18 protein-coding genes and 2 pseudogenes are annotated in these 20,829 nt (G+C 66.8%); 7 read left to right on the plus strand and 13 right to left on the minus strand.

Going from position 1 to position 20,829, the window contains the following annotated elements:
- The first annotated feature begins 545 nt into the window (after positions 1-545).
- The 3 genes from ACFUNE_RS33325 to ACFUNE_RS33335 all read left to right on the plus strand — a co-directional run bounded on the left by ACFUNE_RS33325 (position 546) and on the right by ACFUNE_RS33335 (position 3,976).
- The gene (locus tag ACFUNE_RS33325) at positions 546-2,054 is read left to right on the plus strand and encodes a Mu transposase C-terminal domain-containing protein (RefSeq protein ID WP_383576020.1); all 1,509 of its coding nucleotides are present in this window, start codon (positions 546-548) and stop codon (positions 2,052-2,054) included.
- The gene (locus ACFUNE_RS33330) at positions 2,051-2,824 is read left to right on the plus strand and encodes an AAA family ATPase (RefSeq protein WP_383575783.1); all 774 of its coding nucleotides are present in this window, start codon (positions 2,051-2,053) and stop codon (positions 2,822-2,824) included. Before ACFUNE_RS33325 ends, ACFUNE_RS33330 begins: the two co-directional genes overlap by 4 nt.
- A 114-nt stretch (positions 2,825-2,938) precedes the next feature.
- The gene (locus ACFUNE_RS33335) at positions 2,939-3,976 is read left to right on the plus strand and encodes a hypothetical protein (protein ID WP_383575786.1); all 1,038 of its coding nucleotides are present in this window, start codon (positions 2,939-2,941) and stop codon (positions 3,974-3,976) included.
- A gap of 316 nt (positions 3,977-4,292) precedes the next feature.
- Here the strand turns inward: ACFUNE_RS33335 and ACFUNE_RS33340 are convergent, their stop codons facing one another.
- Together ACFUNE_RS33340 and ACFUNE_RS33345 are read right to left on the minus strand one after the other, a co-directional pair.
- Positions 4,293-5,825 carry a UvrD-helicase domain-containing protein gene (locus tag ACFUNE_RS33340; protein ID WP_383575788.1) on the minus strand — a complete coding sequence of 511 codons (1,533 nt, stop codon included), beginning with the start codon at positions 5,823-5,825 and terminating at the stop codon, positions 4,293-4,295.
- A 227-nt stretch (positions 5,826-6,052) separates the two neighbouring features.
- Positions 6,053-6,316, minus strand: coding sequence for a helix-turn-helix transcriptional regulator (locus tag ACFUNE_RS33345; protein WP_383575790.1), 264 nt, complete (start codon positions 6,314-6,316; stop codon positions 6,053-6,055).
- Between the two features lie 650 nt (positions 6,317-6,966).
- Between ACFUNE_RS33345 and ACFUNE_RS33350 the strand changes: the two are divergent.
- Positions 6,967-7,398 (plus strand): annotated as a pseudogene (locus tag ACFUNE_RS33350) (IS5/IS1182 family transposase); the annotation flags it as partial.
- A gap of 32 nt (positions 7,399-7,430) precedes the next feature.
- On the opposite strand, the gene ACFUNE_RS33355 reads toward ACFUNE_RS33350, so the two are convergent.
- A complete protein-coding gene (locus ACFUNE_RS33355; protein ID WP_383575792.1) occupies positions 7,431-7,676 on the minus strand; it encodes an Imm7 family immunity protein in 246 nt (81 codons plus the stop codon).
- Between the two features lie 199 nt (positions 7,677-7,875).
- Here ACFUNE_RS33355 and ACFUNE_RS33360 point away from each other — a divergent pair, with 199 nt between their 5' ends.
- Positions 7,876-8,379, plus strand: a complete 504-nt coding sequence (locus ACFUNE_RS33360; RefSeq protein WP_383575795.1) for a lamin tail domain-containing protein — start codon at positions 7,876-7,878, stop codon at positions 8,377-8,379.
- 264 nt (positions 8,380-8,643) lie between these two features.
- Here ACFUNE_RS33360 and ACFUNE_RS33365 read toward each other — a convergent pair.
- The 9 genes and pseudogenes from ACFUNE_RS33365 to ACFUNE_RS33405 all read right to left on the minus strand — a co-directional run bounded on the left by ACFUNE_RS33365 (position 8,644) and on the right by ACFUNE_RS33405 (position 18,181).
- Positions 8,644-9,218 (minus strand): annotated as a pseudogene (locus ACFUNE_RS33365) (isochorismatase family protein).
- Positions 9,219-9,314: 96 nt separating this feature from the next.
- Positions 9,315-10,004: an HNH endonuclease family protein gene (locus tag ACFUNE_RS33370; RefSeq protein WP_383575797.1), complete on the minus strand. Its 690-nt coding sequence runs from the start codon at positions 10,002-10,004 to the stop codon at positions 9,315-9,317.
- 304 nt (positions 10,005-10,308) lie between these two features.
- Positions 10,309-11,373 carry a helix-turn-helix domain-containing protein gene (locus tag ACFUNE_RS33375; protein WP_383575800.1) on the minus strand — a complete coding sequence of 355 codons (1,065 nt, stop codon included), beginning with the start codon at positions 11,371-11,373 and terminating at the stop codon, positions 10,309-10,311.
- Between the two features lie 769 nt (positions 11,374-12,142).
- Entirely contained in the window at positions 12,143-12,994 is an 852-nt protein-coding gene (locus ACFUNE_RS33380; protein ID WP_383575802.1) for a hypothetical protein, read from the minus strand.
- 520 nt (positions 12,995-13,514) lie between these two features.
- Positions 13,515-13,865 carry a sigma factor-like helix-turn-helix DNA-binding protein gene (locus ACFUNE_RS33385; RefSeq protein WP_383575805.1) on the minus strand — a complete coding sequence of 117 codons (351 nt, stop codon included), beginning with the start codon at positions 13,863-13,865 and terminating at the stop codon, positions 13,515-13,517.
- Positions 13,866-14,077: 212 nt separating this feature from the next.
- Positions 14,078-14,671 carry a helix-turn-helix domain-containing protein gene (locus ACFUNE_RS33390; protein ID WP_383575807.1) on the minus strand — a complete coding sequence of 198 codons (594 nt, stop codon included), beginning with the start codon at positions 14,669-14,671 and terminating at the stop codon, positions 14,078-14,080.
- A gap of 1,407 nt (positions 14,672-16,078) precedes the next feature.
- Positions 16,079-16,780: a hypothetical protein gene (locus ACFUNE_RS33395; protein ID WP_383575810.1), complete on the minus strand. Its 702-nt coding sequence runs from the start codon at positions 16,778-16,780 to the stop codon at positions 16,079-16,081.
- Positions 16,777-17,346: an RNA polymerase sigma factor gene (locus ACFUNE_RS33400; protein WP_383575812.1), complete on the minus strand. Its 570-nt coding sequence runs from the start codon at positions 17,344-17,346 to the stop codon at positions 16,777-16,779. The genes ACFUNE_RS33395 and ACFUNE_RS33400 overlap by 4 nt, the downstream gene beginning before the upstream one ends.
- 583 nt (positions 17,347-17,929) lie before the next feature.
- On the minus strand, positions 17,930-18,181 hold the full coding sequence (locus ACFUNE_RS33405; RefSeq protein WP_383575814.1) for a hypothetical protein: 252 nt from the start codon (positions 18,179-18,181) through the stop codon (positions 17,930-17,932).
- A 130-nt stretch (positions 18,182-18,311) separates the two neighbouring features.
- Between ACFUNE_RS33405 and ACFUNE_RS33410 the strand changes: the two genes are divergently transcribed.
- Positions 18,312-19,049: an HNH endonuclease family protein gene (locus ACFUNE_RS33410; RefSeq protein WP_383575816.1), complete on the plus strand. Its 738-nt coding sequence runs from the start codon at positions 18,312-18,314 to the stop codon at positions 19,047-19,049.
- A 499-nt stretch (positions 19,050-19,548) separates the two neighbouring features.
- Positions 19,549-20,142 carry a hypothetical protein gene (locus tag ACFUNE_RS33415; protein WP_383575818.1) on the plus strand — a complete coding sequence of 198 codons (594 nt, stop codon included), beginning with the start codon at positions 19,549-19,551 and terminating at the stop codon, positions 20,140-20,142.
- Positions 20,143-20,251: 109 nt separating this feature from the next.
- Here ACFUNE_RS33415 and ACFUNE_RS33420 read toward each other — a convergent pair whose 3' ends face one another.
- Positions 20,252-20,827, minus strand: a complete 576-nt coding sequence (locus ACFUNE_RS33420; RefSeq protein WP_383575821.1) for an SUKH-4 family immunity protein — start codon at positions 20,825-20,827, stop codon at positions 20,252-20,254.
- Positions 20,828-20,829: the final 2 nt, after the last annotated feature.

Below are 20,829 nucleotides of genomic sequence, written 5' to 3' on the forward strand. Positions count from 1 at the left end.
AGTCATCAAGGAGCTCATCTTCTGGGCCTCGGGGCCCCCTTCGGACGACGGCGGCTCTCCCTTTGGTGACCGTCCGGACCGTGCTTGCTTCCCGTTGCGTCAGAGACGCGCCTGACGCATGCGTCCAGGGCTGACGGGCCACTCCGTCTGGGTAAACGGCCGGCTCGCGCCACGGCACTCCCCGATGTACCGGCGCAAGAGTGCCCCACCGCGCTGCCGGGTTGTCGGGGAGCGTCCCCGCTCCAGGGTGAATGGTCCGGAGCAGGCAGCGCGGAGGAGTTACAGGATCGGGTTTGGGACTCCGCCGCGCCGGCGTCCCCGGGCATGACGCCGCGCCAAGGCCCCTGCGACGGCCACCCTTTCACCTGCGCCGCCCGCCTTCCGACACCGCAAACGCCGGGGAAGCGCGGCGCTTCGAACCATTCCACCGATTTGTATCCAGGTAAGGAGCAGACCGCATGAGTGACTCACCTGCCGGCACGCAGGGCGCTGACCAAACGGTTCTCACCGCCCGCTTGGGACGGCTGGCCGCGTTGCCGCGGTTGATGACGCTGGACCAGCACGGCGAGCTGACCAGTGCGCATGTGCGGCTGGTCGCCACGGCTGTAGGCCGGTCGGAGCGCGCAGTGTGGCGATGGGTCGCTAAGGCGCGTACCACCGGTCGCATCGATGCGGCATCTCGAACACGGTTCGCCGTCACCCCAGAGTTCCGGCGGCTGTTGGTGCTGTGGGGAGGCAACGCCTCCGCCGTGCACCGCGAGCTGCACGAGCAGGCCCTGGCGGATCCCCAGCTGCCTGCAGCGCCGTCGCTGTCGACGATCCACCGGGCGCTGCGACGGGAGCTGACGCGTGGGGACCGGGCCGGGCTCGCCAAAGGAGAAGCCGCCCGGCGGGCGTTCGATGTGTTCGGAAAGCGCCCGGCCACACACCGCAATGCCGCCTGGGAGGGTGACCACAAGTGTGTGCCCGTACAGGTGTGGGTCGAGGACGAGCTCGCGCAGCCTTGGGTGACCTGGTTCATCGACTGTGCTCGCAAGGTCATCATGGGGGTGGCCGTGACACCCCATGCACCCAGCAGGGATGCGGTGCTGGCGGCCCTGCGAATGGGCTTGGACCGGGCCGAGCCCTTTGGGCCGGCCGGCGGGCTACCCGGCCTGATCCGTGTGGACCGCGGCAAAGAGTTCCTGTGTTCCACCGTGGCCTCGGCCCTGGGCGCCTTCGCCGTGCCCGTCATCGACCTCCCGGCCTATACCCCGCATCTGAAAGGCACCATCGAAGCGCTCAACGGCGCGGTCGAGGAGATGCTGTTCGTCTCCATGCCGCGCTACGCCCACCGGCAGACGCTCACCGGCGGTCGCATCGCGGACCCGGATGAGCCCGCGCTCACCTTCGAGGTGTTCGTGGAACTGCTACTTAAGTGGGTGCACTGGTGGAACAACGAACACCGGCCCGGGGCGCTGGGCGGCCGCACCCCGATGGAGGCATGGCAGTCCGACCCCACTCCTCTGTACGACGTTCCCGCCGAGCAGCTGGCCCGTTTCGGGCTCGAGGACGACGGACGCACGCGCACCATCACCACGCAGGGAGTGCAGTGGCGCAACCGCCACTACATCGCCCCCTGGATGGTCGGGCAGGCAGGCGTCCGTGTCGCGGTGCGCCACCTCCCTCACCACGACATGACCATCGAGGTCTTCGACCTCGGTGGCGCGCACCTGGGCAGCGCCTTCCTGGCCGAGGCGGCCAGCGAGGACCAGATCCGCGACGTACGCAAAGCCCGTACCGCCAAGGCGCGGCGGCTTCGCGCGGACATGAAGGCCGCTGAACGGCTGCGCCGCGAACGCTTCAAGGCCGTCACCGTGGCCAGCCCGCCCCAGCGTCTGGGCGCGCTGACCGATGCGGAAGCCGAGGCAGAACTCTTCGAATCGGCCGCCACAGACCTGCGGCGGGTCGATCCCGACTACATCCCGCACCAGCCCGTCCCGGACGGCTGGGCACGTCCGATTCCACCGGCTGCGGACGAGCCGGGTAACGACAGGCCTGAGGAGAACGCGTGAGCGACGACATGGACTACGGCAAGCTGCCTGCAGAGGACGACGACCATTTCCACCGCCTTGATGCGCACCTGGTGGCCACTGGCGCGCTGATGGCAACGCTGGACAATATCCAGGCGACGATCGACGCCAAGGCCATGATGGTCGCCCACGGAGCGGCCGGAAGCGGTAAGACGATGTCGGTGAACTCGGCGCTGCGCAAGGTAGCCCCGGACATCACCTACCGCTTGGAGCTGCGCTCGGGCCCGACCCCGCGCGACATCCGCCACGGGCTGTTTCGCGCGCTGGGGCTGCCCGGGGAGCCGCCGACCCGGCCGATCGAATTCGACACCCTCTTGAAAGAGACGCTGTCGCAGACGTTTCGTGTGCTGGTATGCGACGAAGCCCAGTGGATGGGCCGCAGCTCGTTCGAGTACTGGCGTCACCTGTGGGATGACCGCAACACCAACATCGCGGTGATCTTCGCCGGCGGCGACAACTGCTACAAGGTTCTCAAGCGTGAACCGATGCTGGCATCAAGGATCTTCGTCTGGCAGAAGTTCCGGCGCATGCCCGAGGACGAGGTCGTCGCCACGCTGCCGGCGTTCCACTCCCTGTGGGACGGGGTCGGCCCACAGATGATCCGCAACATCGACCGGGCCGCGGCACACGGCAACTTCCGCAACTGGGCCACCATCACCAAGCACCTGCTCAAGGGCATGGAGGACAAAGGACTGACCGAGGTCAACCAGGACTTAGTCAACTGGGTGTACAGCAAGCTGGGCGGCATGTAGCAGTGCGCGGCGGCCCGGCGAGCTGGGCTGCCCGTGACCAACTTCGCGCGCTGAACATGCCTGCCTGGTGCCTCCGGGGCTCGGGTGGTGGCGGCGGGCGGCCGGGAGGGGACGATGGTGCTTGCGTACAGCGATGTGGCGATCGTGGTGGACGAGCGGGACGACCTGTTCTACACACGGGCGGCACTGCACGCGCACCGCCCCGAGGAAGGCCGCATCACGGTGCAGCCGACACCTGCAGGCGGCAGCTCGGCGGCGCTGGCCCACGACATGCTGTATGCGCTGGGCAAACGGTTGGCTCCCGGACCCGACTCCCCCGACGTGTGGCTGGACGCGGCGAACGCGGCGTGGCTCGCCGCGGCTGCCTGGGGCGTAGCGTCCGGGGTGCGGCACGTTGTGGTCCCCCGCGCCCATCTGCTGACCGACCGGCGGATCGATCAGCTGCTCGCCTGGCGCGAGTTGACGGGAGCTCAGCTGACCCTTCTGTGGCAGAGGGCTCCGCACTGGATGCCGTCGGCGCTGGCCCAGGTCGAGCGCCGTATCAGCGGCCGCGACCAGTTCGAGGCACTCCTCAACGAGCCGGGCCCGATCCCCGCACGCCCGTCCTTCCCTCCGTCCCCTGCCGCCATGACAGGACCGGCGGTGATGCTTGCGAGGCAGCCACCCGCCCGGCAGCCGCGAGATGCTCGGCCCGCGTCACTGACGCCAAGGCGACGGCCTCCCCCCTGTGCCGGCGCGACGGCAACGGCGCAGCTGGTCCAAGCCTCTCGCCCCGTCGTGATCGCATCCGAGGACGCCGACGCTCTGACCACCCTCGCGCACCCGCTCATCGCCGCAGCGCTGAGCGTACTGGTCTTCACTCAGGCCCACCTGGGGAGCCTGCGCTTCACCCGCGACCTCGACATCGCCGGCGACGTCTCCGCCATCAAGCTCCACGAGGCCAGCCATCGTCGCTGTCCTCTGTACGCTGTCCCCGTCTGGGCACGCCTACTGCTGGCCGGCGCCCGCGCCTACCACCGTCTGGCAGCCCACCCGCCCGGAGTCAGCGTGTTCGCCCCCTTGATGCTCGCCGAAGCACGGCACCTGCGCGCACACGCTCAAGGCCTCTCTCGACCCGATCTGCCCCTGTCTCTCGGCGTCCCGGCCCCTTGAGGTGCCAACCGTCCCGCCCTGCGCACCAGAGACCCAGCAGCGTTGATGCCGCGTTCGCAGCAAGCCGCCGCCCGAAACTGCAGGGCAGGATGCAGCGGGCGCGAACCGAGCCGGCTCTCTCTGACGCCTGGGCGAGGTGAACTGCCATGCATTCGAGTCGGGGCGGGACCGGGCGGGCCCCTGGACAGCGCGGTCCTCACCGCGGGCCGCAGCATCGCGGGCACCTTCGCCACCGACGCCGACCTCGGTCTCAGCCTCGACGACGAGCTCAAACTCATCGCGCTCAATGTCAACGCCGTTGCACGCCAAGCAATGCTCAAGCGCGGCGCGTGCTCTGTCCAAGTGCTGAGTTGTGAGGGCTGGAACTGTCGGAGGGCAAGCCCGGGTTGTCGGGGTGCTCGGCGATCCAAGCCAGGCCCATGGGGTCAAGGTGGTGGCGGGCGCGGGTGACGGCGACGTACGCCAGGCGTGCTTCGTCCGGGTTGACAGGGGCGGGGACGGGGCGGCCGGTGACGTCGCGTTCATTGGTGTCGGGGGGCGGGGTGAAGTCGGGAGCGATGCGCACGTGGGGCCATTCGCGGCCTTTGGCTTTGTGGGCGGTGGAGACGGTGACCTGGGCGTGGGGTTCGAGGACGAGGCGCTCGACGGCGTCCAGGATGGCGTCGGGTCCGTGGTCGGCGATGAGGTTGGCGAAGGGCTGCAGATCGGCGCCGGCGGGGTCGAGTTCGGCGTAGTTGCGCAGTTCGTTCCAAGTGGTGAAGAGAACCAGTTCTGGATGGTGGGTGCGCCGACCTTGGATGAGGTCTCGTGCGGCCCCTGCCAGCGCGCGCAGGGCGCCTCCTCCCCCGGCCAGGGCGGTGGGAATGCCTGCGTTGTGGAGGGCGAGGATTTCGGTGACGGCGCCGATGTTGGTGCGGCACAGAATGGCGTCCGGGTCGCCGGGGCGGGTGCCGACGGTGGTGGAAAGGTCCGTGCTTCCACTCAGCTGGATGGGGGCACCGGCGAGGGTGAGCCAGCGGTTGGCCTCGGCGGCCAGTGCGGGGCCGAAGCGGAAGGAGCGGGTGAGGGTGAGGTGGTGGCCGGCGGAGCCGCTCATCACGTCGCGGGCGCCGCGCCAGCCGTAGATGGCCTGGGCGGAGTCGCCGACCATCACGATCTGGGTGTGCCCGCTCTGGGCTAGGACGATCTGTTCGAGGACGGGGTTGGTGTCCTGGGCCTCGTCCAGGAGAAGGAAGTCGCCCGGCAGTACCGGGTCGCTCAGGGCCCACATCTTCAGGTAGTGGTCGTGCTCGAAGCGCACCATGCCGCCTGCGGGGCTTTGCAGGTCGTCCCAGGCTTTCGCGGCGTAGGGCAGGAGCAGGTCAGCGAGTTCGCTCCGGGCATCACCGTCGTCGATACCGCGCAGGGCGGGGACGTGGTGGGGGGCGAGTTCGGCGTCGGCGGACTGGCAGTAGCGGGTCACGGTGCGCAGCACGGTGTTGGAGAGAGTGGCGGGCAGCAGGTCGCGGTCCTGAATACGGGCTGGGGTGTTCAGGCCGAGGTCCGCGCCGACTTTCCAGCCGGGTCTGCGGGGGCTGCCCAGGCGTTCGCGGTAGCGGTGGCCGAGGGCGGCATAGGCCATGGAGTGGGCGGTCTTGCACTGGACGGTGGTGGGGAAGCGGGAGGCGGCGTCCAGGGCGATGGCGCGGTTGAAGGCGAGGTAGCGGCCGCGGCGGGCGGGGGTTTTCTCGGCGAGGAGGGCGAGGGTGGAGGTTTTGCCGGTGCCGGCGCCGGCCTGGATGACGAGGTGCTCGCCGCGGGTGAATGCCTCGAGGGCAGCGGTTTGTTCCTCGGTGGGGGCGAAAGGCATGAAGGGATTCTCCGGAAGTCGCGGCAGCATGTTCCGGGGCACGGTGTGCCCAGCGGTCCTGCCCTGGAGGGCAAGTGCCGAAGTGAAAAGTGCCAGCCGCCACGCGGATCGCGGGGGTGCGCGCCGTCAGGGCCCGTCGATGGGGTGACGGGAAAGGAACACCGGCATGGTGTTCGGGCAGGCGTGCGGGAGCGGTTTCCCGATCGGGTGAGTGCCGCGGGTGGGGTTCAGCGGTCGGGGCGCGGGGATTCGTGGCCGGTGCACAGCGGGTCAAGGAGCTCGCCCAGTGGGATGTGGAAGGCGTGGGCGAGGGCGTGCCAGGTGGCGAGTGTGCCGATGGTGCGGCCCTGTTCGATCTCGATGAGGGTGCGCCGGGACAGGCCAGTGCGGGCGGCGAGTTCGTCGTAGCTCCAGCCTCGCTGGGCGCGCAGCTGGGCCAGGGACTGCCGCAGTGCCGTCGGGTCGGGCTCCGGCGGCGGGAAGATCGTCACCTCCCCATCCGACGGTGCAGAACCCTGCCTCTACAGTGCAGACCTCTGCCCTACTTGTGCGGATCCGGGTGAAACCCGGCAGGGCACAGCTCTGCACTACGGTGTTCGCGCCATGCACCCGGCGCGCGGACAGCGCCGCATCCGATCCGAACCCGAACCTGGCAGGAGGGAACCGATGCCCGCTCCCCTGCCACCGCGCGCCTGGACCCTCACCATCAGCAGCACGACCGGACAGCCCCTCCTCACCTGCAGTGCCTGCCCCTCCCCCATCCCCCTGCCAGGAGCGCTGCCGGCACGTCAGGTCCGCCGTCACCTCGCCGACCACCTCACCGAACCCCTACTGCCCGCGCACTTGCGGACCTGCCGGTGCCGCGAAACCGCCTGCACCTGGCACCGCCGCCAACAACCCTGCTCCGGGCCGCTCCAACTCCTTCTCATCCGGGCAGCGGAAGGCCGCACCTGGCACCTCGCCGACACCTGCCACTCTTGCGCCGACGCCATCCCCCACGCCGCCACCGTCCCCGAACCCCCACCACCCACAGCCACCCACCCCGCGCCAGAACCCTCCGAGGCTGCATCCGCGCCAGAGCCGCTGGCTGAACACCACGAATGGGTCGAGGCTTTCTGAGCCACACCGACCAACGGCATCTGGTGTTGGAGGTGCGCGAACGCTCCGCGGGTGGATGCCGCGCGCCAGCGGCGACGCACCACAGGTGATCCTGGTTTTCGAACGGACCCACGTGCCCCGCACTGGAGAGGGGCGGGCGCGCACCATGCCCGACCGACTCAGCGCAGACAAGGCGTACTCGTCCCGCAGCAACCGCCGCTACCTGCAGAGACGTCGGATCAAACACAGCATTCCCGAGCCGAAGGGCCAGAGAGCCAACCGTCGGCGCCGTGGCAACAGAGGCGGCCGCCCCGTCGGCTTCAACAAGGAGCAGCACCGGCGCCGCAACGAGGACGAACGGACGATCAACCGCCTGAAGGGCTACCGCGCCGTCGCCACCCGCTTCGACAAACGGGCCTACGTCTTCCATGGCATTGGCACGGTGGCCGCGATCCGGCTTTGGCTGCGAGCGTGATGCGACGATGCCTCAGCCCGTGAAGGGATCTTTCACCGTCGGGATGTACGGGGACAGTAGCGCCTCCGCGTGTGCGTGACCATGCCGCGAACTAGCTTCAGCACGCGCACATCGTTCTCGTGCCCCTGTTCCTCGTCATCGCGATCGTGGAGGAGTCCGTAGGAACCAGGGGCGACCGCGGCCACGTGCTCACCGCAGGAGGAACTGGTGACAGTCGGCGGACACAGGATTGATGGCCATGAGCACAACGCCCGCGCTGCCCCATCACGGGTGGCCACAAGAAGCCCAACCTCTGCCGTACAGCCGTCTGCACTTCCTTCACCGAGAAGACTCTCCGGCGGAGGCGAGGAGCTTCAGACAGAAGCCGAACGCGACAACCGTCACCGAACACGCTTTCCCCACCTCTCTTCACTTGTTCGCCACAAGTCTCGATATGCTCTGGGACGCTGCTTCCGCACCACAGAGGGGGGACTCCTCATGCGCATCCGTCATGCCCTGACCGCCGCCGCAACTGCCGCCTCGGTTATCTCGCTCGGCCTCGTGGCCGCCGCCCCGGCCCAGGCAGCCGAGTACTCCTCGGCCCTGAAGATCAAGGGTGTCCAGTACGACGCCCCGGGCAGTGACTCCAACAAGTGCTCGGGCGGCAACACCAAGAACGAGTACCTGACGATCAAGAACTACTCGCGCACCTCGACCGTCAACCTCAAGGGTTACGTCGTCAAGGACGCCGTCGGCAACACCTTCACCTTCAAGGCGTCCCACACGCTGCAGCCCGGCGACTACATCAAGCTCCGCGGCAACCGCGGCACCGACTCCGACGCCAACAACGTCGTCTACCGCCAGAACTGCAACTTCATCTGGAACAACGACAAGGACACCATCTACCTGTACAAGCCCTCCGGCGCTCGCGCCGACGTCCACTCCTACACCAAAAAGACCAACGACCGCGACGGCAACGGGTACATCACCTACCACGGTTAACTCCCGGCCGACTGACGGTACGTACCGCATGAACACGCCCTTCGCATCGTGGCAGCCAGCCTGAGCGCGGCCAGCGTCGTGGACCATCGGCACTCGACGGTCCACAGCCCGATCTTCCGGGCCATGGACCGTCGAGTGCCGTCGCGCGACCACTGCCCCTGGGCCGGTGTCCTATCCGCGGAAGAGCCGGGACCTGAGACTCGCGTCGTCCCACAGACCAGCAACAGCGACCACCAAGCTGCCGCCCAGTGCACAGGCCTGTCGCTATTGCGCCACGGGGGTCTCGCCGGAGGTGGCGATGCCTGCCCGGCGGAAGGCGTCCAGGGTCAAGGCTGTGGTTTCCGAAGCGACCCCGACCGAGTAGTCCAGACGTACCCGTGCGCGGAACCCGGCCTTCATGGTGTCCAGCGCCATTGCGCGCACGCAGTGGTCGGTGGCGATGCCCACTCTGTCGACGTCCTCCACGCCGCGGGCGCGCAGCCAGTCCGCCAGGAGTGTGCCGTGTTCGTCGGCGCCTTCGAAGCCCCTCTTGGAGGAGCCGTGAGCGCCCTCGAAGAAGACCGCGTCGACCTTTCCGCTAGCGACTGCAGGGGCGAAGTGGGGGTGGAACTCGCCGCCCTGGTCTCCTGCCACGCCGTGCACGGGGAAGCTGTCCTTGTAGTAGGGGTTTTCGGAGAAGTGGCTACCCGGGTCGCGACGGCAAACTGGTAGTCGCGGCCGGCGGTCTGCTCCACCAGCCCCGCGATCGCGGTGGCGATCCGCGCACCGCCCGCGACGGGGACACTGCCTCCTTCACAGAAGTCGTTCTGTACATCCACGATGATCAAGCCTCGGCTCATCATGAACACCCTTCAGCGATACGAATCAAACAGGAGGACGCCCGTTCCGGGGTGCCGGAGCCATCGGACTCCGGCACCCCGGAACAGGGACAACTGCTACGGAGCGGGGGTGTGAGGGACGATGCTGTCCTCGCAGGGTCCATCGGCGAAGACCTTCAGCGCCTCGAGCTCAACAGCATCGGCGGTCAGCTGCCAGCGCAGCTTGGTGGCCACCCACTCCCCCACGTACCGGCACTGCGCATCTGGAGCCGGCGGCAGCCACTCGGCCGGGTCCTGATCTGACTTCTGACGGTTCGTACGAGCCGTCACCGCGACCAGCGACGTCGCCGCGCCCTGGTCGTTCGCGTACGCCTCGCGCCGAGCCGGTGTCCAAGCAGATGCACCGGAATCCCAGGCCTCGGCAAGAGGGACCATGTGGTCAATGTCCAAGGCGCCGGGGTCGGTGACTTCCTGGCCGTCGTAGTACGACAGCCATACACCCCCGGTCAGCTTGCATCCCGCGCCCACCGCCGGGGCCGTGAGCGCCTCGGCGATCAGCACCTCGTTGCGGGTATTGCAGCCGTCGGTGGCGATTTCGCCGGAGCTCCAGTGCCGGAAGGACGAGCGGGCGTAGCCGGTGCGGTCCTCATCTTCGACCCGGATCAGGCCGATGGCATCGGCGAGGGTGGTCACCTCAGCAACCCGCGACCCCTGGGGTGCCTGTGCGGCCTGTGCGGGGGTGAATGCGACGAGCGGGACGAACGCGAGAGAGAGCGCGCTGAAGCCGCGCAGAAGGTTCTTGATCACCCCCGCGTTCTACCGGCTGCCCAGCCCCCGATGAGTACCCGACAGCTGTCACTCACCCACACGGACGTGGACATTCACCGCAGGAACGATTCTCATCCGCGTGTCTCGACCATGATCTCCCCCTGCGAAGGCAACCAGGTGCACGTGTCGGCCAGACCAGGGCGACGCATCGCGCCAGTTGGTGTCGTCGAGGATGGTCACCACTGCACGCACGGCGAGTTCGTACACGGTTTATGCCTCGGCAGATCGCTCGGGCGCCCGCGACCATCAACGTCGACGCGGCTGCAGGTGCTAAGACCGTGTCCTACATCGCGGTAACGAGAAAGATCACTTGGGAGATCGCGATGACGATGACGGAGATGTAGACGATGGCGGCTCGGAGAACTGGGTCGGTACGCAGCATCATGATCTTCGACATGTGCTCTTCCTGGGGGGTGACGAGCTGTGCGAGCTTCAGCCGTGTTCGGGTGTGGTGCCACAGTGACCAGTTGTCGCTGGGCACGGCGCACGCGACAAGGAGTGCGTGGAGAACCTCGGTGGGGGGCAGTCGGTTGCTATTCAGGGCCGCGTAGAACGTGCTCTTGGCTACGGGGCGGCGGGTTCTTTTGGTTTGGTAGCTGAGGTCACGTAGAGACAAGCCGCTGTGCTGCCATAGGCGGCGCATCAGTTCGGTGAAGTGGTCCGGGGTGGTGCAGAGGGCGAGGGCGGTGGCGAAGGGGTTCGGTGGCGCACCTGAGCTGTTGGGTTCCATGGCTCGGGCCTGGCGCATGAGGGCCGTCAGGCTGTTGCCAGGGTCGGAGGGCGAGTTGCGCTGGCGTTGCGCGGTGGTGGGGTCTTGGTATGGGACCTCTATGTCCGGGCCGACGGTGTCGGCGAAGGATGGAGGGGTGGTCTTGGGCCGGCGCGGCAAGGGTGATCGGGGTTGGTTGCCCGTATTGATCGTTTGCGCCTCGGTGGAGGCGGGTGTGGTGCGCGCCCATTTTGGGTGGCGCGGTCTGTCGTCAGACGTGGCGTCACGGGGCAATTGGTTCATTTGTTCGGAGCTGCCGTGCGGTGGCAGCGTGGTGGCAGTGCCGGGCTGGTTGAGGTCGTTAGTGGCGAGCTGCCAGCGTTCTCGCAGATCGGCGATGACTTGTGGGGAGGCGTTACACCCTTTTGCGTAGGCTTCCACAACTTCCCATCGGTGGAGGCTTTTTCCGGATGCTGCTGCTGACAGGGTCGCTACGGAGTAGTTGACCCTGTCCGAGAGCTGGCGCAGGGTCAGCTCGGATGCGTGGCGCTGACCCCGCAGGATCAGCGCCACAGCGACGGTGCTGGGGTAGTCCCCCGTCACCGGCTTCTCCGGCCGCCCCATGGAGGAGTTGGCCATTTACGCGCTCTCGCTGTCCAGCGTCCCGGCATGGGGTTGTTCGGAATCGGCCGGAGGGATGGGTTGTGCGGCGTGGGAGTGGACTGTCACCCAGACTACGATCGGGGGGGCTGCGACTTCCTGGGTTGGCGTCTGATTGGCCCCGGTTGCGGATTGTTGGGCCGGCAAAGATGCGGGGCTCGACTCCAGGGGCCTTGGAGCGCAGGTGTTTCGCGGGGCGGGATGGGCGGGAAACAGTTTCAGAAGGACCGGGAAGAGGGCCAGGGCCACCCCGGCGGCTGGCACGATGTGGGCGTTGTCCAGGTATGCAATGGGGACAGCAGCGGCCGCGGCCGCAAGGGCGAGCGCGGCGTGTCTGGTGACTCGACGCCCCCGGGCAGGTGGCTTGCCGTCGCGAAATCTACGCTTGGCGAACACGTCTTCTCCAGTGATGTCATGAGTGCCACTCGGATTGAGTAGTTGCACTCCGGTTGACCTGGGCTGACCGTGGATACCCGCTTGGCGAGGGGCACTTGCTGCGAAACTCGCACCCTTGGGGTATTCATCGGCCGGATTCATTCTGCCGTACGGCGGGAGGTGTCAACACGCCGTTTGACACGGAATGCGTTGTGTGCCAAATCTCTGAACAACTACCGGCACAGTTGCACTGCCTGGCTATCGCTAGACGGAATCCGTGTTCCGCTCAGCGGTGCTTTCGGTTGTTCGCGGGATCGAATGATCCAGTAGACCGACTTCGGTTTCTCTGGGAAGTGTTCGCTTGGTCCTGCTCTCACTGCTTCGGGGCGAGTGAGCGAGTCGAGCTGAGTTCGAGCAGGAAGCATGGCGGGGCCGAATGTGGGTGGGCAGGTAGGCCGTCCGCTCGTGGTGGGCAGAGCAGCACGGTGACGGATACGGGCGTGCAGTCGATGATCACGGGCGCGAGCTGGTCAAGGACCGGGGGCAGAGCAGTCTTGGAGCACGCGCCGGCGGATGGCGGCGGGGCTGGATTGTGTGGGGGACCTGGGGGTGGTGACAGGGTCGGGCGTGGGGTGCCGCGGTCGGCCTTGGGGGTGTCATCAAGGCGTTCGGCTACGTCCCGGTCCATCGGGGCTGAGCTGGTGGCCGTGGGTGCGCCAGTCTTCGGGGCGGAGGAGGGTCCGGCGAAGGTGAAGACGGTGACGGTGGCGACCAAGCCGATGAAGAGGATGGCGAACGTGGGGAGGGCCGGTGAGGCGGCCATGGCGATGTTCGGTCTCAGCCGTTGCGGTTCGCGTGTCACCGAGGGCAGCGTCGCTGCGGGTTTCGGCGGATGAGCGGCTTCGTCGGCGGGAGGCTTCGAACCGATGCTCTCCAGTCGGTCCTTCCAGAGCGCGGTGTTCGTGGGCGTGGAAGGAAACAGCGGCCGTCCGTGTGCATCGGCGTGTTCGAGGCACAGGACAATGATCTGCTCGACCCGGTCCCAGTGCAGAGGGGTAGGCCTGCGTAGCCAGCGGCCGACGGTTGAGGGCGCGACGCCCAGGGACCGGGCTATCTGCTGCTGCTGAATGCCGGCCTGTCCCATCAGGGAGTTCAGGTCGTTCCGGAAAGCGCGCCATGTGGTGTGTTCGGTAGCGCTTCGCGTCTCGACGGCGTCGTCGTCCACGCCGGGCCCTCATGTCTTTCCTGTTGGTGGCAACGGTTCAAGGTTTCCCTGTCGCCCTCTTCCTTCAGGGCGGGCGATCGGGCGCTCTAGTACAGCACCGGCCTCTGACAGCGGTTCCTTCGGCCAGTTCGGCTTGCGGGCTCGGTCTGTGGGCTTGGCTGCACGGAGGCGTGCGGAGTTGTTCGGGGCTGCCAGGGCGACAGCAGGTACTGGGGCCCGGAAAGCTGAACAACATGGCACCGTCGCATCGGCGCGGGAGGAACAAAGAAGACATTGCAGGTCAGAGAGCAGGTGTTGTTTAGTTTTCTGGGAGGCGTCCGGTTGAATCGCCGAACAACGTCTGCAATCGTTGAATGTGTTAGCCACCTCGTGGCAGCGGCCGATGTGTTGTCTAGTGACCTGGGCGCTCTCGGTTCGGAAGCTCCCCGCCTGCGAACGGGGAGCTTCCGCACGTTCCTCTCCGGGCCGCGGGCGAGGTCAGGTTTGGGGCGTGATCTTCGGATTGCGTGCTCGGCGTTCATCATGTGGTTCTCAGCCCAAGCAGAGGCGCCAGTTCCGTGCCCAGGCTGTCGGCTGCGCCGACCAGTCGCTGATTGACCGTTGAGACGGGCACACCTTGAAGGCTGGCGGTCTCCTCAATAGTCAGTTCCATCAGCCTGTGGCAGATCACGGCATCGGCCTGATCTGCGAGGAGCAGCCTGTGCAGCCCGTCGCGGGTACGTGCCGCGCGGGGAGGATGGGCCAGCAGCGCCGCGGTGACCCGCGAGGACAAGCTCTCCCAGCCGAACGCGGCAGGGTGAGGGCTGCCCAGAGCGACTGACCAAGCGATCGCGAGGTCGCCGAGGGCTCGCTCGACTGCTGCCTCACTCAAGGGAAGATCTTTGAGTCGGAGCCGGGCGTAGTGCAGGTAGTGGTGTGCGTGGAGAAGACAGAATGCGGTGAAGTCCGCTGGCAGGTGCACCCTGGGCAGGCGCGGTCTTGCACTGGGGCTGGGGGCGATCGCAGTGCCGGGGTTGTTCTCGGGGGCCGGGGGTGACAATGCCTTGCTCTCCTTTGGCTAGGTGAACTGTGGTCGGCGGCGGGTCAGCCGAAGGCGGCTGCCTGGAGCGGGGATGCCTGGGTGGCGTGGACTTGGAGGGCAACCGGTTTAGCTGCAGCGCGTGCCGCATCCCACAAGGGCCGGATGTCGGCGGGTCGTCCTCTGAGCATGGATACGAAGCGCTTGACCGTGACCCAGTCAGGAAGGGACGAACCGCGGATGAGGCTGTCGATGTCCTGCTGATCGAGCATGCCGAGGCTGCTCAAGCCGATTCTGGCAGCGGTGGGCTGGGCTGCCGACAGGTACAGCCCTCGCAGCGCTGCGCGCAGGGTGAACGCGGCATCGGTACTTGCCAGATCTGCTGGCATGCGGATTCCCCGGGCGGTTTCCCATAGTGCTCTCAGGTCTGCGGGATCACCGCTGCAGGCGACCGCGAGTCGGCGGGTGACGGACCAGGATGGCACGCGGGCCCCGGCAAGCACTCGGGAGATGTAGGGACGCGAGACACCCACTTCCTGCGCGAGCTCGCGCAGGTTCTTACCAGACCGACGGTGCAGGTGAGACAACGCACTGGCCAACTGGTGCACGGGGCCGGGTAGATTGCCGAGGCTTCCGGGCTGGCCGGGGCTGTTCTGCACGGCGTTGCTTGTACCAGAGGCACGGCGGGGCAGGCCGGGTGGAGCGATACGAGTCTGGCCGGGAACACCGTCCTCGGGCCGGGTCGCAGCACGCCGAGTGAGTTGCCGCTCGACTTCCCTGGGGCGCCACCGGTTGCGAGCAGTCCCTGGACCGCACTGTGCCGCCTCAGCGATGTCCTCCCAGCTGGCTCCGTGATTTCGCTCATCACGTACAGCAGCAGCAGTGTAGTCCTCCAAGTCTCTTCCTAACTGCCGGATCAAGTCCAGGCGTTGCTGGAGCGGGGCTCCTGCGTATTGGACTTGCAGAAGGCGGCCGGCTAGTTCCTCCAGACCTTCGGCAATCGGGCGGGCGAGGGACTGGCTGGGGAGCGAGTCTGGGGCGGAGCGAGCTTTAGCGGGGCGTTGAGCGGCGCGGCTGCACGCGGCGCCGCAATACTTCCTGCGGCGCCCGGGGCCATCGCTGTGCGCGAAGGGCGCCGCACACTGCCGGCACCATCCGGTGCGGTCGGGTGTCATGGAGGTTCCTACTCGGTTGAGGCAAGCGCCTTTTCTCCCCCCAAGTCACCTGTTAGGGATGAGGGCGGAGGACAAATATCTCGGTGGGCCCCCGCAGGTCGACCGCAGGCGGCATCCGGGCTGCCCTTGCACTGAAAGGTCAGCAGGTCAGAGCCGGGCGGGAGACAAAATGGCGCTGCTAGGAGCGGCTTGTTGTGCTGCGGGCACTCGTGTAACCGCCAGGGCACGGGAACACCGGCACCCGTGGCAGGAAAGGCAGGGCGTGTTACCGTCGATATCCTGCCAGGGACTTGGTTCCCAGGCAGGAAAGCGGTCAGGAGGCATCACAGAATCCCTTCGATCGCACGCGAAGTACAAAGGCCCCGGACGTGGTTGGCGCCCTCCGGGGTCTGCTCGTATGTCGGGACGCTACCCCTTCGATGGCGGGAGGCGCTATCAACACCGTCTGTTAGTCGCACTGGTCAGCGCTCAGCTCCGCGCACACGAAGTGCATTTTGCTCCCTCACGCACCCACGTCGATCGCAATTGATCCGAACAAGTCGCAAACGGTCGTGCGTGATTCTAGACAAGACACATATGGTCCGATTTCGCTGACAGGTCGGGCAATTCGATGCGGGACGGACGCCGCTACCAAGGTCAAAAATCCGAACAACTGCCGCACAGATATATCTGCCCCCCTCGCGCAACACCGGCGTGCGACCCGGCGTGCGCACGTCCGTGCCGGAGCCGCCCCCGTGCCCGGGCTGCTCGATGCGGGGCAGCAGACTGCGTGGTACAGGTCGGTCCTCACAGAGGGAACGTACGGAGAGCGTGAACACCCGGCGCGCTCCCTCTTCAGTGACCTGTCCACCAACTTTGTGGTGGACCTTCCCCTGCGTGCTGGGCTCGGCTTCAGCGTCCGCAGAGTAGTTCGTCGCGCTGTTCCTGGGTGACGTCTTGGAGGTAGCCCTCGGGAATGGGGACATGCTGCGCCTCCGGTCCGGTGGTGACTTCTCGTACATGGCTGTCGATCTGTTGCTCGAAGGCAGGTTCGACCTTGCTGGGCCGGACCGGTTCCCAGTCCTTGTCGGTGGTGAAGTCCTTGCCTCGCCAGTCCAGGTAGCAGCGGGTGGCTGCGTCAGGGTCGTCGCGCAGCAGACCGTCGAGGAAGAGCGCGTAGGCGGCGGTGCCGTCACCAACGCCGGCAGCGAAGCCCCACCAGAAGCGCGCGCCCTCGTCATGGCCTCCCAAGAGGAGCATGCAGCCGAAGACGCGGGCGCCGACCTGGTCGGTGGGCCGGGCGGCGCCGACGAACTCGATCAGCCGTTCCTTGCACCCGGGGGCCTTGATGACCATCCGGCACAGATCCGTCAGGTCTCGTTCGATGCGTGTTTTGACGGCCTTGCCGGCCGGCGAGGCGGACGCCAGCTGGAGGCAGGTCAGTTCGGGCGAGCTGGGGACCAGCCATCCGTGGGCACGGAACTGGTCGGCGCGGTTACGGCGTTCGCTGACCTGCGCGATGCGCTGTCGCAGTCTGAAGTCGTCCTCGGCGCGGTGTTCCTGGGTGTACTCGGGGGTGCGGATCCGCACTCCGCGCAGGATGTTCTCGATCATTCTTCGCGGCCTTTCTGTGTGGGCGGGGTGGCGGAGAGGTCGGCGAGCAGGGCTTGGAGGGTGGGCCGGGCAGCGGCCAGGTGCGAGCGGACTGTGGATGGCTGTACGCCGGTGAGGTCGGCTACCTCCTTGATGGAACGGTCCAGGAGGTAGTGGAGGGTGACGCAGGCACGCTGTCGTTCAGGAAGGGCGTGAAGGGCATGGTTGATCCGCGGCCGCAGTTCGGCCTGCTCTATTCCGGCGTCCATGGCAGCGGGGAGAATGTCCAGGTTCAGGCCGGCCGGATGGCTGGGGCGGCGGTCACGCCTGCGGAGCTCATCCACCAGGGCGTCGTGCAGGATTTTCCATCCGTAGGCGCCGCTGTTGGCGGACGCCAGGACGTCGTCCCATCGGAGATAAATCTTGAAGAAGACCTCGTTGACAACATCTCGGGCGTCCTCGAGCGAGCCGAGGAAGGCTGACGCGTAGGCGACGTAGTGGTCACGCTTGGCCAGTACGAACGAGTCGTAGATCAGCGGGAACTCATCGGGCGTCACCAAGTCCGACAACAGGCGTGCGTCCTTCATCGGAGCGTTCGCGACTCCACGCGAATCGGGAAGGGGTACGGAGGTGCTGCCCGGTGCCGGATTCCCCCCAGGCATTCGATCGCCTCGTTGCCGTCGCACATGCGGGTCCTTTCGCTTCGCCGGACCGCTGTCCCCCATCAGGTCCGGGAGAGCGTGCCGCTCTCACCCCTAATGCCGTCACAGCCGCCTCAAACGTCCAGGCGAATCCCAAAAAATATTGACGGAACGTTACCTCAAGATCGCAATGCGTGGCTGAGCTGCACTAACCCCACCAGCCCCACACCATCGGGCGCGCATCACACCCGCGAACCAGCTCCCATGGGGGATCCGTCAGCGAACAGCACCTCCGGACCGGCTCGCCCCTCGCGCCGCGAAACAGAGAATCAGTGATGCCGCCTCTCCCGCCACGGCCCGGTGACCGTGACGTCCCGCGAACGAATGCTGGAGGTCGGGGTCGCAGAAGAGCGGGGCGGAGGGCAACCGCCCGTCAGGGAGCGCTCCATTCCAGCCGGACGGTCTCCCCCATGAGCTATACGTGAGGTCCGGAGGCACTGGTTCCTCCACGCTCCACGCAGATGAACGCTCAACTATCACTGGTCATTGCCCGCATCCCTCGGGCGACTGACCGCTCGAAGAACGGCTCAGCGAACGCCTCGTCCCTATGCCTGATGATCACGTCGGCGAACCTGACCCTCCACTCGTCCATGGGATGCCCTTCGAGGGCTTCGCGGACCTTTGCCCGCAGCCGCCCCGCATCGCGCTCCGACAGCCCGGGGCAGCGAGCGAGAACCACGTCGGAGAAGTCGTCGGGTACCTGCGCTGAATTCGTCGTCATGCTTCCTCAACGACCGCCCGACACCTTGGACGCGGTCCGGGTTACCACCAGCACACATGACCCTCTGTCACCAGCAGTTCTGCTCTGGGAAGATGAGGCCGCCCCACTGCCGCCATTCCTGGAGCGCCCTGTGAAGTCACGCTGTCTCATCCCGCTCGCCGCTGCGGTCCTTGCAGCCGCATTGACCGGCTGCAACCCGCAGGTCGTGGACGGCAAGCCGTCGGACAGCAACAGCTCCTCCGGCTCGACACCATCGGTTGCCTCCCCCGCCCCCGGCGGCCCCGCTCCCGGCGCAGGTGCACTGACCCTCGCCGACGCCATCGCGGCGATCCCTGACGGTGTGGAACGACGCGACGGCTACGAGCGGGACAGCTTCCGGCAGTGGATCGACGAAGATGACGACGGGTGCCCCACCCGCGCCGAAGTCCTGATGGACGAAGCCACCACGAAGCCGGAGCAGGGCGAGCGCTGCGCACTCACCGGCGGGGCCTGGACGTCGTACTACGACGAGGCCGAGGTCACCGATCCGAGGAAGCTCGACATCGACCACATGGTCCCGCTAGCCGAAGCCTGGGACAGCGGTGCCTGGGACTGGGCCGCGGAGCGGCGGCAGGCCTACGCCAACGATCTCGGATCGGACCGGTCTCTCGTCGCCGTCACCGCGAAGACGAACCGCTCCAAGGCCGACAAGGACCCCAGCCAGTGGCTGCCGCCTGCCGCAGCCTCCCACTGCACCTACGGCGCGGACTGGACCGCCACCAAGCTGCGCTGGAAGCTCCAGGCCGACAAGAAGGAGAAGATCGCACTCCTCGAACTGGCGAAGGACTGCCCTGACACCGTCGTCGAGTTCGAGGAAGCCGCCCCATAGAACCACCACACAGCAGGACGCCAGCCCTCACCTGGGCAACGGCCGGCCCCTTCCGCGAGCACCCAGAAGGAGCTCTCCACCTGTCCCAGGGCTCAGCCCATGATCGCTGCGCTCTGCGAGTGCGGGAGCCATGGTTCTGGTCGGGAAGCTCCAGAGCCGCGAGCAAGTGTGCGTCCGCACTCGTCGGGCAGCAGCCCGTCCTGGTGGTCGCAGGCCCAATGCCGGTCACTGTTGCGATCTGATCAGCGCTCAGCAACAGCTCGTCATGGAACAGGATGGCCTCCTCGATAGCGGTGAGGGCACGGCCGCTGCGGCAGGCGTCGGTGCCGGCAGCTGGCCTGGCGGAGAACTGCGACTCGCGCCCACGCATGGGCCTTCACTCAGCACGCGGCGGGCACCGAAGACCTTTACGTGAGCGGCCGACTCTTTGGGTATGTCCGGTGCAGACGTTGCCGCAGAGGGGGAACATCAAACGGTGTCGGCATTCATAGTTTCGATCGTGGCTGTTCTTGTCTCGCTGGGTTCGCTGGGCATCGCCTACATGTCTGGTCGCAGATCCCGGATGCCAGTCCTGCAATTCATGTGGGAGAGCGGGCAAGAAAATGCGGGACAGCCCAAGTGGTGGCTGGTCAACGTGGGGTCGGGCCCCGCTACGAACGTTCTCGTCGCCCAGGCCGAACGAACTGCCCTCACGCGCGGATTGAACGGGGAGCATTGGTTCAATCCGGTGCTCGTCCCCTCGATCCCGGCGGGTGGCAAACTGGCCCTGACGTGGCTGGGCGGAACGATGGGCCTGCAGTGCGGGCTGGGTGCCAGCTACACGGATTCTGAGAGGTACTTCTACACGACGAAGTGCGGGGATGATGTCTCGATGTTTTTCGTGGGGCTCCACGTGCCGCGCTGGCCCTTACTTAAGCTGGACGGCAGCAGGGCGGTGAAAACCTGGTGGGGAGTGGAAGACCTGTCCGGCCCTCCGTGGTCGGCCGTCAGCGAGCGCCACATCCGCCGGCGCTGGTGGCTCCCATCCCGCTTCGGGATCAGCCGTCGACTCGGCGGGTGGGCCGATCCCGTCCTCTCGTATCAGCTGAGGTGACGGAGGGAGCGACCGGCTTCCTCGGTCCCCCCGATACCTCGGGCGGACTGCTTTGTCCGCGCCCCGGGTTCGGTTTGTGTGCGGCTTGCCGCTCATAGCGGGGGTTGTTTCATCGCCACATGTTGAGGCTGATCTGGTCGAAGAGCGTGCTCCACTCGGCCTCCTCGTCTGCGAAGGGGGTGGGGTCGACAGCGGCGATCTCCTCGGTCATGCGGTCCACGATGCGTACACGCTGCTCGTCGTCGTCCGTCTCTAGCTTCAGGTAGTCCACCCGACCCCGGTTCAGGATGATGAGCGCGTGTACGAGGCTCGAGACGTCTTCGTGCATCGGCTGATAGTCGGCTTCCCCCTCTGGGAAGGCGTAGATTCGCCCGTCCCGCGGGTCGAGTGCGACGGTGGCGTAGATGAAATCTCCGAGGTGCTCCCACGTCTCGGCTTCCGGTGGCAGTTCGGATCCGATTCGTTCGAAGTAGGCCTTCAGGCTCGGTCCGAAGCGCAGTCGCTGCGCACTGTTGTCCTCGAGATCCTTCCTTGGGCCGAAGAACTTGCTTTCAGGGAGACCGACAGTTGCCAGGAAGTTGGCTGTTGGCCTGTGCAGGTGGCCAGGTTCCGTCTGCGGGAGGTAGGTGACGGAGCTAAGGCCGAACGCCTCGATCACAACGTCGGGGGTGATTTGGGTGAGCATGT

Source organism: Streptomyces sp. NPDC057287 (assembly GCF_042667905.1).
Taxonomy (GTDB): Bacteria; Actinomycetota; Actinomycetes; order Streptomycetales; family Streptomycetaceae; genus Streptomyces.

Coding starts and splice junctions, on each gene's coding strand:
- ACFUNE_RS33325 (WP_383576020.1), top strand. CDS start 546: ATGACGCTGGACCAGCACGGCGAGCTGACCAGTGCGCATGTGCGGCTG.
- ACFUNE_RS33335 (WP_383575786.1), top strand. CDS start 2,939: ATGGTGCTTGCGTACAGCGATGTGGCGATCGTGGTGGACGAGCGGGAC.
- ACFUNE_RS33340 (WP_383575788.1), bottom strand. CDS start 5,825: ATGCCTTTCGCCCCCACCGAGGAACAAACCGCTGCCCTCGAGGCATTC.
- ACFUNE_RS33360 (WP_383575795.1), top strand. CDS start 7,876: ATGCGCATCCGTCATGCCCTGACCGCCGCCGCAACTGCCGCCTCGGTT.
- ACFUNE_RS33375 (WP_383575800.1), bottom strand. CDS start 11,373: ATGGCCAACTCCTCCATGGGGCGGCCGGAGAAGCCGGTGACGGGGGAC.
- ACFUNE_RS33395 (WP_383575810.1), bottom strand. CDS start 16,780: ATGATCGAGAACATCCTGCGCGGAGTGCGGATCCGCACCCCCGAGTAC.
- ACFUNE_RS33400 (WP_383575812.1), bottom strand. CDS start 17,346: ATGAAGGACGCACGCCTGTTGTCGGACTTGGTGACGCCCGATGAGTTC.
- ACFUNE_RS33405 (WP_383575814.1), bottom strand. CDS start 18,181: ATGACGACGAATTCAGCGCAGGTACCCGACGACTTCTCCGACGTGGTT.
- ACFUNE_RS33420 (WP_383575821.1), bottom strand. CDS start 20,827: ATGCTCACCCAAATCACCCCCGACGTTGTGATCGAGGCGTTCGGCCTT.